Source organism: Camelimonas lactis, assembly GCF_004342915.1.
GTDB lineage: Bacteria > Pseudomonadota > Alphaproteobacteria > Rhizobiales > Beijerinckiaceae > Camelimonas > Camelimonas lactis.
The window spans coordinates 15,268-30,257 of the sequence record NZ_SLWL01000015.1 but is presented as its reverse complement, the minus strand read 5'-3'; the positions used below and the strand labels follow the sequence as shown (position 1 = coordinate 30,257).

7 protein-coding genes are annotated in these 14,990 nt (G+C 70.7%); all 7 read right to left on the bottom strand.

Going from position 1 to position 14,990, the window contains the following annotated elements:
* Positions 1 to 172: 172 nt before the first annotated feature.
* Positions 173 to 496: a thioredoxin gene (gene trxA, locus EV666_RS14830; RefSeq protein WP_132009796.1), complete on the bottom strand. Its 324-nt coding sequence runs from the start codon at positions 494 to 496 to the stop codon at positions 173 to 175.
* Between the two features lie 145 nt (positions 497 to 641).
* Positions 642 to 4,151: a double-strand break repair helicase AddA gene (addA, locus tag EV666_RS14825; protein ID WP_132009793.1), complete on the bottom strand. Its 3,510-nt coding sequence runs from the start codon at positions 4,149 to 4,151 to the stop codon at positions 642 to 644.
* Positions 4,148 to 7,537, bottom strand: coding sequence for a double-strand break repair protein AddB (gene addB, locus EV666_RS14820; protein WP_245514454.1), 3,390 nt, complete (start codon positions 7,535 to 7,537; stop codon positions 4,148 to 4,150). Before addB ends, addA begins: the two co-directional genes overlap by 4 nt.
* A gap of 67 nt (positions 7,538 to 7,604) precedes the next feature.
* Positions 7,605 to 8,306, bottom strand: coding sequence for a nucleotidyltransferase family protein (locus EV666_RS14815; protein WP_245514463.1), 702 nt, complete (start codon positions 8,304 to 8,306; stop codon positions 7,605 to 7,607).
* Between the two features lie 342 nt (positions 8,307 to 8,648).
* The gene (gene tsaE / locus EV666_RS14810) at positions 8,649 to 10,346 is read right to left on the bottom strand and encodes a tRNA (adenosine(37)-N6)-threonylcarbamoyltransferase complex ATPase subunit type 1 TsaE (protein WP_376886210.1); all 1,698 of its coding nucleotides are present in this window, start codon (positions 10,344 to 10,346) and stop codon (positions 8,649 to 8,651) included.
* A 207-nt stretch (positions 10,347 to 10,553) separates the two neighbouring features.
* Positions 10,554 to 13,166 carry a PAS-domain containing protein gene (locus EV666_RS18800; RefSeq protein ID WP_207906424.1) on the bottom strand — a complete coding sequence of 871 codons (2,613 nt, stop codon included), beginning with the start codon at positions 13,164 to 13,166 and terminating at the stop codon, positions 10,554 to 10,556.
* Positions 13,167 to 13,536: 370 nt separating this feature from the next.
* Complete coding sequence (ahcY, locus tag EV666_RS14800) at positions 13,537 to 14,946, bottom strand: adenosylhomocysteinase (RefSeq protein ID WP_132009787.1); 1,410 nt, start codon at positions 14,944 to 14,946, stop codon at positions 13,537 to 13,539.
* Positions 14,947 to 14,990 lie beyond the last annotated feature (44 nt).

Below are 14,990 nucleotides of genomic sequence, written 5' to 3'. Positions count from 1 at the left end.
CACTGTCGTTACGGCCGGTCTGGTCCGGCGTGCGCGAAAACGCCGCCGCCATGGCAGCGGCGGCCGCCAGACACGAATGCCCGCGACAGGCGCGGGCATGGGTGAGGGATGCAACTGTTGCTCCCGCCGGCGAAGCCGAAGTCAGCTTCGCCATCTGGCCGTGAGGCGGGGATCAGGCGACCGAGGTCTGGATCCAGCGCGACAGGTCGCCCTTGGGCGCGGCGCCGACCTTTTGCGACGCCAGCTTGCCGTCCTTGAACACCATCAGCGTCGGGATCGAGCGGATGCCGAGCTGGGCGGCGACGGCTGGGTTCTCGTCGATATTCAGCTTGACGATGCGGACCTTGTCGCCGAGCTCGCCGGAGATTTCCTCGAGCGCCGGACCGATCATGCGGCAGGGGCCGCACCATTCCGCCCAGAAATCGACGACAACCGGAACGCTGGACTTGAGAACGTCGGCCTCGAAGGTCGCGTCAGTGACTTTTGCGGTCGCCATGTCATGCCTTTCCGCGAGCGGGCTCGCGACTCGTGCTGTCTGTCTGCTGGAAGCTAGGTAGCCCCCGGGAGAGGGTCAAGGTCAGCGGCCGCGCAAATCCGACATGTCCGCACGTCATGCGGCGCGCCGCCAGCCGCCAGAAGCTTCAGAGACGGGCGAGCGCCGCGCGGCAGGCGGCCTCCTCCAGCTCCAGAATGCGCGGGCCGTCCGCATAGACCAGCAGGGGCCGCACGGCGCGATCGGGCCAGGCCTGGCGCAGCAGGGCGGCGTAAAGCGCCAGCTGCGTCACATAGGCCTGGGGCGGCGGCGCGTCGCTGGCAAGGCCGGCCAGTTTGAAATCAGCCAGCCACACGGTGTCGGCGGTCACCGCCAGCCGGTCGATCTGGCCGGAGACTGGCGTGGGGCCGCGGCCGGGCAGGTTGACGTTGCCGGCGATGGGCGCCTCGGCGATGGCGTGGGCGCCGAACAATGGCGCCAGCTGCGGCGCGGCGACGAGGCCGAGGGCGCTGTCGACGATCCATGCCTGGCGCTCCGGCTGCAGAAACGCCGGATCGCCCGGGGTGAGGGTGGCCGTGCGGCGCGCAACATAGCGCCGGGCGAGGGCGGCCCGGTCGGCGGCCGGGGCGGCGGGCAGGTGTTCCAGCAGCGTGTGCAGCAGCGCGCCGGCAAAGCGCGCCGCCTCCCGCGCCGCGACGGTTTCGCTGGTCTGGCGCGGGGCGGCGCCAGCCGGTTGCAGGGGCGCCGCGCGCGAGGGACTGATGGGCGCAGGCGGCGCTTCCTCGCGGGCGGCGGGGGTGAACAGCCAGTCCGGCGCTGGCGCGAGCTGGCGCGCCGCCGGCGCTTCCCGGGGCGTGACCACGGCGCGGCCGCTGGCCAGCACGCGGGTGACGGCGCCGCTGGCCGGATCGGCGATGTTCTGCACCATGTCGGCCGTGGCGAACGCCGCATCGACCATGCCATACCAGCTTTCCGGCGGCAGGTTCTTCTGGTTGCGGGCGAAATAGGGGGCGACGATCAGCCGTCGCCTCGCCCGGGTCAGCGCCACATATAGCAGGCGGTTGTGCTCCTCGCGCTCGCGCGCGGCTTCCGCTCCGGCGGCTTCGCGCAGGGCGGCGGGGCGGGCGGCGGCGGCTGGCAGCCACACCGGCAGCGGCGTGAAGCGGCCGTTGATGCGCACCTCCAGCGGCAATACGGCGGGCGCGCGCGCGTTGAAGCGGCAGGCGTCGGCCAGCACCACCACGTCCGCCTCCAGCCCCTTGGCGCCGTGCACGGTCATGACGCGGATTTCGCCGCGCGATTCGTCCATGTCGCGCTTCACGTCGTGGGCGGCGTCGCCGAAGCGGGCGATGAAGCCGGCGAGTGAGGGCGTCGCCTGGCGCTCGTGCCCCAGCGCCAGCGCCAGAAATTCATCGATGGCGTCGCCGGCCTCGGCGCCCAGCCGGGCGACCAGCGCCGTGCGGCCGCCCATGGGGCCAAGCAGGGTGGCGTAAAAGCCGAAGGCGCCGCGTTCGCCGGCCAGGGTCCGCAGGGCGCGCAGCAGCTCCAGCCCACGCCGGGCGGCGTCATTGCTCCCGGCGTTTTCAGCCAGAGCCGCGTGCAGGGAAAGCGGGCCGCGCCGGGCGGCGATGGCCATCAGGTCGTCGTCGTCGAGGCCGGCGAGCGGGGTTTTCAGGAAGGCGGCGAGGGTCAGGTCGTCCTCGGGCAGCAGCGCGGCGCGCCCGGCCACCAGCAGGTCGAGCACGGCGATGTGGTCGCCCAGGGTCAGGCGGTCGGCGCCGGCGACCTTCAGGCCCGCCGCCTTGAGGGCGCTGATGATGGCGTCGAACAGGGCGCCGCGCTTGCGCACCAGCACCAGGGCCTCGCCGGGGGGCGTGCGCCGGCCGGTTTCGTCGCCCTCGCGCGTCAACCTGGCGATCTCGGCGGCGATGCGGCCGGCGAGGGCGACGACGGGGGAGGTGGGATCGGGCGCGTCCACCGGCGCGTCCCAGGCCTCCGGCTCCGCGTCCTCGTCGGCGACGACGGGCTCCCAGATTTCCACCCGGCCGTGCTGGCCGATGCGGCTGGTCTCATGCACCGTGCCGGGGCGGGCGCCGTCGCCCTCGTCAAAGGCGAGGCCGGCGAAGTGCTCGGCCACGCCGAACACCAGGTCGACGGCGGCGAGAACGGCCGGCGCCGAGCGGAACGAGACGTTGAGCGGCACGCTCTCGAAGCGGGCGCCGACATCGGCCAGCGCCTTGCGGTAGTGGCGTTCGCTCTCGGCGAAGGCGCGGGGCTCGGCGCCCTGGAAGCCATAGATTGACTGCTTGGGGTCGCCGACGGCAAAGACGGTGCGGCGCAGCCGGCCAGCCGCGTCCACGGCCTCGCCGGCGCTGAATTCGCCGGTGAGGGCGCGCAGGATGTCCCATTGCGCCGGGTTGGTGTCCTGCGCCTCATCGACCAGCACGTGGTCAATGCCGGCGTCGAGCTTGTGCAGGATCCAGCTCGCCGCGTCGGAGCGCAGCAGCAGCGAGCGGGTCTTGCCAATCAGATCGTCGAAATCGAGGGCGCCGCGCCCGTGCTTGATGGCCTCGACGCGCGCGGCGATGGCTTCGGCCAGGGTCAGCAGGGCGTCGGTGCGTTGCAGGACCCGGGCGGCCCTGCGCCGGTCCTCCAGCTCCGCCAGCCGGTCGCGCTCGGCGCGCAGGGCTTCGGCGACGGCGGGATCCACGCTTTTGGTCGGAAAACCCTTGTCGGCGCGTGGTTCGCCGTCCGACTTGAAGAATACGTCGAGATAGAGGCCGAGGCGCTCGGCCCCGTCGCCGGAAGCCGAAGCGGCGCGCAGCGTATCGGCCAGCTTCTGGTCGTTCTTCGAGCCAGCTGACAGGGCCGTGACCAGATCAGGCCATTCGTCGGGGGCGTAACCATCGTGGAGCATGGCGTGCTCGACGGCGGCCAGGGTTTCGCCCGGGCGCAGGCCCAGGGTCGCCGCCAGCGCCGCCATGGCGTCGGCGTGGCTGATCGCCTCCTCACGCAGCTGGCGGGCCTGGCGAATGGCGGCGCGCAGGGCGGCGTCGAAGGCGTCGCCAGCGGCGGCGAGGCTGACGATGGTCAGCGCATTGCCGAGCCCGGCGTCTTCACCGCGCGCCGCCAGGGTGAGCACGGCGCGGCGCGCCTGGGTGAAGATTTCCTCGCTGGCCGCCTCGTCCAGCACCTCGAACCGGGCTGGCACATTGGCCTCGAACGGGGCCAGATGCAGCACCCGCTCGCAGAAGGCGTGAATGGTCTCGATCTTCAGTCCGCCGGGGGTTTCGACGGCGCGGGCAAACAGGCGGCGGGCGGCGTCGAGCCGGGCCCGGGCCGGGCGGCGGCCTTCCAGCCCTGTCAGTTCAGCGGCCAGCGCGGCGTCGTCCAGCCCGACCCAGCCGGCGAGGCGATCGAACACTTTCACCGCCATGTGGGCCGCCGCCGCCTTGGTGTAGGTGAGGCAGAGAATGCGGCCGGGCGCGGCGCCTTCCAGCAGCAGCCGCAGCACCCGGTCGACCAGCACCTTGGTCTTGCCGGAGCCGGCGTTGGCCGACACGAAGGCGGAAATAAACGGATCGGCGGCGAGACGCTGGGCTTCCGTGGCGCGGCTGACCGGATCGGGGGTGACGTCGGCGGGGGAGAGGTCGCTCATTCCGCATCCTCTCCGCCGGCCCGGGCCCATTCGCGCACGCGGGCCAAATGGTCGTAATCGTTGTAACGCTTGGCGTATTTGGCGTAAGGCCGGGCCGGCCAGGCCGCGCCGCCGGCGCGGTAGCGGCTGATAAGCTTCACGAAACCCTCCGCGTGGGCGCGGATGATGTCGTCAACGCTGCGGGTTTCGTCCTTGCCTGGTTTCACCGGCTTTTCCGTCACGGGCGGCTCGCCGCCGCTCATCTGCACATAGGTCAGATTGACCGGCCAGGCTCCGGCGGGCGCTTCCGGGAAAGCCCCCTGGCGTAGCATGTGCGCCTCCAGGGTGAGCTGCGGCGCGAAGCCGGCGAACACTTCCCTGGCGGTGGGCGCCTGTCCGGTCTTGAAGTCGACGATGGTCATGACGCCGTCGCGGCCGATCTCGATGCGGTCGGCGCGGCCGCGCAGGGTGAAGCTGTCGCCGTTGCCGAGCGGGATGTCCAGCCGGCCGCTCACCTCGGCCAGCACGCGGTCCAGCCCCGGACGGCGCTGGCGCTCCCAGCGCACATGGCCCTGGGCGATGCGGGTGAAGCGCGGCCACCATTGCGCCCGCACGTCAGGATAGGCTTCCAGATCGCGAAACGCGTCCTCGCCCAGGGCCATCAGTTCGGCCAGGGGATCCGCCGGCAGCTGCGTCGGCCAGGCCTCGGCGAATTTGCCGACCGCCTCGTGGATGATCGAACCGCGATCGGAGGCGCCGGGCGGCGTCGCCAGTTCGTCGAGCGGATCGAGGCCGAGCACGTGACGGGCGTAGATGGCGTAAGGATCGCGCACCAGGGTTTCCACCTCGGTGACCGACAGCGAGCGGGGAACCAGCTCCACCGGCGGAACCGGGGCCGGACGGCGCAGCGGCGCGACACGCGGCGGCGCCTCAAGGCGGGCGACCAGGTCAAGAAAGCGCTGGCCGCGCGCCACCGCCTGCATCCAGGCGTTACTGCCCCCGACGTTGTTGTCCGCTGGCGCGCCGGGGGTGGTGGTCAACGCCCTGATGCGCTGCAAAAAGCGCGACGGCACCGTGGGGGCGCCGCCGCGCTTGGCGGCGCGGGTGATGACCACGTCGCGGGTTCCCATGGCCGAAACGAAATCGTGAGCGGTCTGGCCAATGCGCCGCTCCGGCGGCTGCATGCCCAGCGCCGTCGCCATGGGCCGGTTGAGAAACGCGTCGGTGCGCGCCGCCGGCGGCCACACGGCTTCATCCAGGCCGCCCAGCACCACCCGGTCGGACTCGATCAGGCGGGCTTCCAGCAGGCCGAAGATGCGTACGCGGCGGTGGGCGCCGCGACCACGGCCATCGCCCTCGCTACGCACCATGCGGCCATTGGCGAGGCCGGCGAACAGCGCCGGGTAGTCCTCCAGCCGTCCCGGCAGTTCACAACCCTGCGCCAGCGCCACGTCATCGAACAGTTGCAGCAGCGCGGCGCCATCGGCGCTTTCCTGAAGGGCCGCCGGGATTGCGGCCGCGGCAGCTTGCGGCTCCCCGGTTTGCTGCTCTTCGGGTTCCCGTGCGTCAGGTTCCCGTGCGTCGGTTTGCTTCACGTCGGTTGGCTCTGCGCCGGTTTCCTGCCCATTGCCCCCCTGCGCCGCGAGACGCAGCAATGTTTCCCGGTGGGCGCGCAGCATGGCGACGAGGTCGCCGCTGGCCGCCGCCTCCCGAAGCGGGGCCAGGGCGTGCTCCAGCCGGTCAATGGCCATGGCGATGCGGGCCCAGTCCCCGTCGCGCAGGCGTTTCAGCGGGCGCGCGGCGAACGGGCCGCCGGCTTCCTGGCGGCGCGCATCAAGGATGGCGCGCAGCCCGTGGAGGCCGGCCGGCGGTTCGGGACCACGCAGCAGGCCGATTTCCAGGGCAGCGGCGACGCGGCGGGCCACCGCGCGCGGCCAGCCAAGGGTGACGAGCGGATGGGCCAGCAGGGCGACCAGCTGGCGCGGCGCGCAATTGCTGGCGGCGGCTTCCGCCGCGAGGCGGGCGAGGCGTCCGGCGCCGGTGCGCGCCAGCGGGCTGCCGGCGGAATCGTCGGCCTCGACGCCCCAGCGCTTCAGATCGGCGCAGACGCGCTCGGCCAGGTCGCGATCCGGGGTTACCAGCGCCACCGTCGCCTCAGGCTGCTCCAGCATCTCGCGAATGGCGATGGCGGCGGCCAGCGCCTCCTCGCGCTCGTCGGCGGCTTCAACCAGCGCCACGCCGTCGAGCGCCGCCGCGACGCTCGCCGCATCCGGGCGGCGCCCCGGCTCCGCCCACAGTTCGGTGGTGCTGGCCGGCCGCAACGCCTCGCTGAGCAGGCGCCGCCGCGCCACGGCCCCTGGCGGCGGCGCGCCCAGGCTTGTCACCTCATGGCGGCTGACGCCGATCACCTTCAGCAGCCGCGCCATCATCGCCTGGGGATGGCTGAAGGCAGTTTCATCGCCGCGTCCGTCGCTGTTTCCGCCAGGCGGGCCATCGCCGGCGACCAGGGCGAAGCTGGCGTCATCGAGATCCAGATCAAGCCCCGGCAGCACCGCGACGCCGCGCGGCAGGCGGCTGATGGCGGCGATCAGGCGGGCGGTGGCGGGGGCCGAACCGGTGGAGCCGGCGACGATCATCGGCCCCTGAGGCGGCTGGCGGATCAGCCGGTCGGCCTCCGCCAGCAGCATGGCGTGGCGCCGCAGGGTCGGATCGCTGGCGCCGCGTTCGGTCAGGATCGCCGGCCAGGCGTCGCGCACAATGCGCAGGAACTCCAGGGTGATGCCGAACCAGGCGCTGTGGCGGGCCGCGACCACGGCGGCGAGGGCGTCCCAGTCCACCCCCTGGGTGGTCAGCTGGTCCATCAGCTTTTCCAGATCACCAGCCAGCGCCAGCGCGTCAGCCGGCGAGGCGGGCGCCAGCAGCGGTTCGTTTTCCGGGAGACGCAGCAGGGCGCGGTCCACCTGCCGGGCCCAGCCGAGCACCAGGCGGGTGAGAATCAGCCGGCGCTCGATGGCCGGGATCGGCGGGGCCAGCGCCCCGTCTGAAACCGCTGTTGCGAAGCCGGTCGCATTTTCCACGCCGGGGCGATCGGCATCGTCGGGCTCGCTGGCGAGATCGAAGTCGTCGTCCACGTCGCCCAGCGGGGTGATGCGCGGCAGCAGCAGCGCGCCAAGGCCGGAGCGGCGCAGCAGAATGTCCTGCAGGGCGCGGGCGGCGCGGCGGGTTGGCAGGAAGATGGTCGCGGTGGCGAGGCCGAGCGGTTCGGCGCGGGGCCTGAAGCCGGGGATCAGCGTCCCGTCCAGCAGGCTGTCGGCCAGCGTGGTCAAAAATGGCGCGCCAGGCGCGATGCTGCAAACACGCGGCTGCGCGACCCGGGTGAACAGATCGCCAGGGGCGGCTTTTTGCACGTCGCTCTCCGTATCAGACCACAGCCCACTCAGCCTGACTCACCGGGGCCGGGTCAAGCCTTGTCCGCTACCGGTGGCTGCGGGCGATGACCTCTTCGGCCTCCCGCAGGCCCTCCGGGGTGCCCACGTGCAGCCAGTGGCCGTCAAGGCGCAGCCCATACAGCCGGTCTTTGGCGAGCGCCATGTCGAATTGCCGGTTCAGGGAAAAGGCGCCGTCGGGCGCGTCCGCGAACAGCTCCGGCTTGAAAATGGCGACGCCAGCATAGACGAATGGCGTCACCTCACGCTCCCGGCGCCGGCGCAGCCGTCCCGTGGCGTCCATGGCGAAATCGCCCTGGCCCTCATAGCCGGTGCTGGAGGCGGAGGCGGCGAGCAGCAGCAGGACGTCCATGCGCCGTGGGTCCCAGAATTCCGTCAGGCGGCGGATATTGGAAACCGGTCCCTCGATCCACATGCTGTCGGAATTTCCAAGCAGGAACGGGGCGTCGCCGAGCAACGGCAGGGCTTTCACCACGCCGCCGCCGGTTTCCAGCAGCTTGCCGCGCTCATCCGAGATGGCGATGCGCGGACCGCCCTTGCGGCGGGCCAGATGGGTTTCGATCAGGTCCGCCAGGTAGTGCACGTTGACCACCGCGTCGGTGACGCCGGCGTCGGCGAGGCGATCGAGCAGACGGTCGATCATGGCCGCGCCGCCAACGCTGACCAGCGGCTTGGGCGTGGTGGTGGTGATCGGTCGCATGCGTTTGCCGAGCCCGGCGGCCAGCACCATGGCGTGGGTGATCCGGGCCGTTGGCGTTGGGGCGGTCGCGCCAGGTCCAGCGGTCAGATGGGGGGTGGAGGATGGCGCTTCGGTCATGTCGGGGTCTGTCTTGTATGCGGGATGGCGTCGCGGCGGGCCTGGGCGCAAGCTTCGCAAACGGGTCTGCCGTTTTCAAACGCGCTGGCCGGCTCCGTGATCCGGTTTTCTGGAGCGGGTCATCTGCCTGTCAGGAAGATGCGTCAGTTTGGTGAAGGCGCGATCCCCGTGCGACGTTGGCCCGACCGGATGTCCGGCCGCGCGACCGCGCATTCCGGAACGGGCGGGAAAGCCATCAATCGTTGGCAGGGGGGACTAATCCCCCTCGACCACGTGGATCAGATAGGTTTCGTACCATTTCTTCACCGGCGCCAGCGCCGGATGCGCCAGATTGCGCAGCAGATAGCGCTTGATGCGCGGCAGGTGCGCCAGATACTGCGGCTTGCCGTCGCGCCGGTCGAGGCGCATGAAAATGCCCAGCAGCTTGGTGGCGCGCTGGGCGCCCAGCACGGCGTATGCGGCGGCGAAATCCGCCATGTCGAAGTCGGCGTCACTGGCGCGGGCGCTGGCGTAGGCGCGCAGCAATTGCAGCTCCAGCGCGGGCGGCACGGTGACCCGCGCGTCCTGCAGCAACGACATCACGTCATAGGCTGGATGGCCGAGCACCGCGTCCTGGAAGTCGATGACGCCGATGCGTTGCAGGCCCTGGCGCTCCGGCAGCCACAGCAGGTTGGGCGAATGGTAGTCGCGCAAGGTCCAGGTCTGCGGGCCGGCGATCACCGGCCGCAGCACGTCGACCCAGGCGCCGGTGAACTGCGAGCGGGCCAGCGCCGGCAGGGTCCGCACCGTCGCCGGCACATACCAGTCGAGCAGCAGGTCGACCTCGATCTGCAGCGCTTCCATGTCATAGGGCGGGATCACGTGGTCAACGCCGTCGCTCACCGGCAAGGTGTGCGGCAGCTGCACGGCGTGCATGCGGGCAAGCAGGCGCACCGCCTCCTCATAGCGCGATGGGATCGGGCCGTTTTCATTGACCACGCCCTGGGCGCCGAGATCCTCCACCAGCAGCACGCCGGCGTCGAGGTCACGCCCAAGGATGGCGGGGGCGCTGATTGACAGGGAGCGCAGGCCGTTGGCGATGGCGACGAAGGCGTGCACCGACTCGGCCAGATGGGCGATGGCGCTGTAGGGCTTGCCGCGGCGGATCGGCGGGCCGTCCGGCTGGCGCGGCGACACCATCAGCACGGCGGTCTGCCCGTTGGGACGGATCAGGCGTTCGTAGGAGCGGCTGGAGGCGTCGCCCTGCAGGAAGGTGCGACGCGCCTTGTCCCAGCCGGCCTTCTGGAACACGGTGCGGATGGCCCGGGTCATGGCGAGACGGCCGGCCCATTTGCCATGGCCGGTGAGCACGGCGACGCGGCTGCCCTCGGCGCCGGCCGGGTCCATCTGCAACAGCACGTCCAGCCGGTCGGGCGACAGCATCTCGCCCGCGCGGTCGGGCCACTCGACCAGGGTCAGGGCATGGCGGGTGATTTCCTCCCAGCCCAGCTCGATCAGGTCATCGGCGCCGGAGAGGCGGTACAGGTCGGCGTGGGCCACCTCGCCGAATGGCGTCTCATATTCCTGGATCAGGGTGAAGGTGGGACTGGGCGCCTCCAGCTCCGGGTCGTTGGCGAGAATGCGCAGCAGGGCGCGCGCCAGGGTGGATTTGCCGGCGCCCAGATCGCCGGACAGGGTGATCATGTCGCCCGGCTTCAGGGTTTCGGACAGGATCAGCGCCAGATGCCGGGTCGCCGCCTCGTCGGGCAGGTCCACCGTCCAGGTGATGACGTAGGGCCCCTGGGCGCCATGGCGTCCCGCGTCGGCGGCGTGGGCGCGCCGGTTGGCGCGCGCGCCGGGCCGGGCGGAATGGATTACCGTCTGCAAGGGCGTTACGGGGGCCGTGGTCACGGGCAGATCCCGGGCGGCGGCGGCGTCCGGGGACGCATGGGTTGGCGCGGAGGTCAGCGACACGGTCAATCCGGTTTCCTGAGAGGCTGGCGGCTGGCCCCGTCCCTGTGCCGGAGCGCCGCGGCCTGTCACATGTCAGTCAGTCTGTCCTGGACAGGATAGCGCCGCGAAGGTTTCCAGTTCCTTCCCGACGGTGAACGCCCACCCGCCCGGCGCGCCGGATGATGGCGGACAGGACTGGCAGGCGCGGCGACGGTTTGTCATGTCTTATCAATCGGGTGACAGCTTCGCCAGTGTTTCGCCCGTCGCAGGGGCAGGGGCAGGCGGCGCATCGCCCGCCGGCGCCGGCGCGGAAGGACGTGCGCCGTGCGGCGTTTCCAGCGCCGGTCGCGCGCTTGCCGGCGCCTGGCCGGCCGGCGCCTGGTTCGCTGGGCCCTGGCTTGCGGGCCCCTGGCTTGCGGCCCCCTGGCTTTCTGGCGCGCGGGCGGGGAAGAAGCAGCTCACCTGGGTGCCGACGCCTGGCCTGGAGCTGATCTCCACGCGGCCGCCATGCAGCTCCACAAAGGCGCGCACCATGGAGAGGCCGAGGCCGACGCCGCGCCGGCGGGCGTCCGGGGCGTGACTTTCAAAGCGCTCGAACACCTTGTCGAGGACTTCCGCCGGGATGCCGTGGCCTTCATCCATGACGTCAAAGCGGATGGCGTCGCCGTCCTCGCGCACCTTCAGCCAGATATTGCGGTTGCGGTCCGAGAAGCTGATGGCGTTGGAGAGCAGGTTGAACAGCACCTGGCGCAGGCGTTTGCCGTCGGCGACGAAGCCGGGCGTCGCCGACGGCGCCTCGACGTGCAGGGTGATGGCCGCTTCCGCGAGCCGGTCCTCGACGCCGCGCGTAGCGGCGGCGATGGTGGCGCGCACGTCAACCGGCTCGCGCGTCAGCTCCAGTTCGCCATTGTCGATGGTGGCGAGATCGAGAATGTCGTCGATGATGGCGTTGAGCGCCGTCGACGAGCGCAGGATGTGGTCGGCGTACTCGCGCTGGCGGTCATTGAGCGGTCCGATCATGCCGTTGCCCAGCATCTCGACGAAGCCGATGATGTTGGTCAGCGGCGAGCGCAGTTCATATGAGACGTGGTGCACGAAATCATCGCGCAGCTGCGAGGCTTTCAGCAGCGCCTCGTTGCGCTCGGTCAGGGCGCGCTCCATACGCACCGAATCGCTGACGTTGGTGAAGGTGATCAGGGTGGAGCCATCGGGCAGGGGGGCGATGCGGCAGTCCACCACCAGGACGCTGTCGGCGTCGGCGCGCCCCTCCATGCGGCAGGTTCCGCCGGCGCGGTCCTCCAGGCCGACGACGGCGTCGCGCAGCATCATCCAGCTGGCGTCGTCGCCGGCGGTCCTGCGGGCGCGCGAGACGACCTCGTCGATGTGGGGCTCGGAGGAGACGACCTCCCGCGGGATGCGCCACAAGGACGCGAAGGCCGGGTTGGACAGGCGCAGGCGCCCGTCCGGGCCGAACACCGCCACGCCCTCGCGCAGGGTGTCGAGGGTTTCCCCCTGCACGCCGAGCAGGCCGTTGTAACGGGATTCGAGCTGGAAGCGCTCGCTGACGTCGTCATAAAGGTAGGTGACGCCGCCCTGGGGGTTGGGGTTGATCACCACGCGGATGGTGCGGCCGTCCGGCAGATGCCACCAGTGCTCGTGCGACTCCACGGCGGTGTAGCTGGCGAGAATCCTCGCTTTCCACTCGCGGAAATCCGCCTCCTCCGGCAGACGCCGCCAGACGCGCAGCCGTTCGAGGATGTCGCCGTCGCTGGGTCCGCTTTCCAGCCAGTCCTGGTCGAGGGTCCACAGCAGGCGGTAGGCGGCGTTATGGAAGATCAGTTTGCGGCTGGCGTCGAAGATCGCCACGCCGGTCGGCAGCTGGTCGAGGGTGCGGGCGTGCGCCTCGGTCTGGCGGGCGAAGTCATCGCGCAGGCGCGCCAGTTCGGAGACGTCGGTGGCGATGCCGGCGCTGCCGGAGACCCCTGGCGTTTCGACAATTTCCATGATCCGCCGGTCGCCGGCGATGACGGCGGGAATCCGGGCCTGCCACGGCGCGCCCTGGGCGCGCTGGCGGCGGGCTTCGGCGCGGGAGGTCTGGTCGAGCAGTTCGAGCGCGTCGCGGGTCACCGCCGCCACGTCGGTCGCCTCCACCGCGCGCACATAGGCGGCGTTCGCCCAGACCAGACGCTCGTCCCGGTCGCGCACCCACACTGGCTGGGGAATTTCATCGAGCATGTCGCGCACGGCGCCAAGTTCGCTTTCGGTGGCGGCGAGTTGGTCCTCGAGCCTGGCGCGGGCGTCGCGCTCGCCGGTAATCTCGCGCAGCCTGAGCGACGGCGCGCCGGCGACGATGCGGCCTTCGGCCGAAATGAAGCGGTCGCCGGCGCGCAGGGTCAATGACAGCGGCGCGCCAGTGTCCCGCAGCCGCGCCAGCGCCTGATCCATGGCCTGGGCGTCGGCGGGGCCAAGCCATGAGCCGAACGCGAGGATCCGCCCCGGCGGCGTATTGAGGGCGGTGAACTGCCCGTCGCTCTCGACCATCGGCTCGCCGTCAGGGGTTGGCCACGACACCAGCGCCTGGGGCTCGCTGGCCATGAAGACATCCGCCTGGGCGTTGGCGAGGCGGGCGTGGCGCAATGCGTGCTCCATGGCCCGCATGCGCTCGCGCCAGCGATTGCGCATGGCGCGGTGGAACCAGGCGGTAATGGCGAGGCACAGGACAAGACCGGCGACCAGCACCACCAGCGCCAGCCGCACGGGATCGGCCAGGGGCGTCATGGCGGGCTCCGCCGCCAGGGCCGGCGCAGCGAAAGGCAGCGCGGTCAGGGGCGTCAGGATCATGGCCCGGGGTCCGCGGCGGCGCTGACGTCGGGCATGGCGCTGGCCGGTCATTGCCGTGCGTCTCCTGAAACATGTGCGGGCGGCCTCCAGCATGCTGGCGCGCCGGCGGGGCCGAATCAGTCGCGAGGACGCGCCCGGATGGAGCAGATACTGCTTCGCGGCGGGCATGCGCATCACAACAAAGAGATAGCTCATAAATCCGGCCGCGTCCGGCCGGTTGCCGCCGCAAATGTAGCGGCGGCGGCGTCCGGAACGAAGCCTGTCATAACGACGCCGGCGTTCACCAGGCAAGGCGCCAGCAAAAAACGCCGGCGGGAGTTTCCCGCCGGCGTCGCGCATGGCCGGGGCCGCCTGGGGGGGCGGCGCGGCCTCAGTAGCGGTAGTGGTCGGCCTTGTAGGGGCCTTCCGTCGTCACGCCGATGTACGACGCCTGTTCAGGGCTGAGCTGGGTGAGCTTCACGCCGATCTTGGCGAGGTGCAGGCGGGCGACCTTCTCGTCGAGGCGCTTCGGCAGCGTATAGACCTTGCGGTCGTACTGGCCGGCGCGGGTGTACAGTTCGATCTGCGCCAGGGTCTGGTTGGTGAACGACGCCGACATCACGAACGAGGGGTGGCCGGTGGCGTTGCCGAGGTTTACCAGGCGGCCTTCCGACAGCAGGATGATGCGCTTGCCGTCGGCGAACTCAACCTCGTCGACCTGCGGCTTGATGTTGTGCCACTTGAAGTTCTTCAGGCCGGCGACCTGGATCTCGTTGTCGAAGTGGCCGATGTTGCAGACGATCGCCCGGTCCTTCATGCGGCGCATGTGGTCGACGGTGATGATGTCCTTGTTGCCGGTGGCGGTGACATAGATGTCGGCGCGCGGCAGGGCGTCCTCGATGGTGGTGACCTCATAACCCTCCATCGCCGCCTGCAGGGCGCAGATCGGATCGACTTCCGAGACGATGACGCGGGCGCCGGCCTGGCGCAGCGAGGCGGCCGAGCCCTTGCCCACGTCGCCGAAGCCGGCGACGAACGCCACCTTGCCCGACATCATCACGTCGGTGCCGCGACGGATGCCGTCGACCAGCGATTCGCGGCAGCCATAGAGATTGTCGAACTTCGACTTGGTGACGCTGTCGTTGACGTTGATGGCCGGGAACAGCAGCTTGCCGTCGCGCTCCATCTGGTAGAGCCGGTGCACGCCGGTGGTGGTCTCCTCGGAGACGCCCTTGATGGCCTTCGCCACCTCGCCGAACCAGCCCTTGGGCTTCTCGGCCAAGGTCTTCTTGATGAGGGCGAAGAGGATTTCCTCTTCTTCCGAACCGGCCTGGTCGAGGAAGGCGACGTCGCCGCCCTCGGCGCGCACGCCAAGGTGGATGAACAGGGTGGCGTCGCCGCCGTCGTCGAGGATCATGTTCGGCACGCCGCCGTCATGCCACTCGAACAGCTTGCGGGTGTAATCCCAGTAATCGGTCAGCGACTCGCCCTTGATGGCGAACACCGGCGTGCCGGCGGCGGCGATGGCGGCGGCGGCGTGGTCCTGGGTGGAATAGATGTTGCACGACACCCAGCGCACGTCGGCGCCAAGGGCCTTCAGCGTCTCGATCAGCACCGCGGTCTGGATGGTCATGTGCAGCGAGCCGGCGATACGCGCGCCCTTCAGCGGCTGCGACGCGCCATATTCCTCGCGGGTGGCCATCAGGCCCGGCATTTCGCTCTCGGCGATGGCGATTTCCTTGCGGCCCCAGTCGGCCAGCGCGATGTCCTTGACGATGTAGTCGTGGGTGGTCTGCGACATGTGGGGTTCCCGGAATATTCTGGTGAGGTCTGGACGGGCGCGAC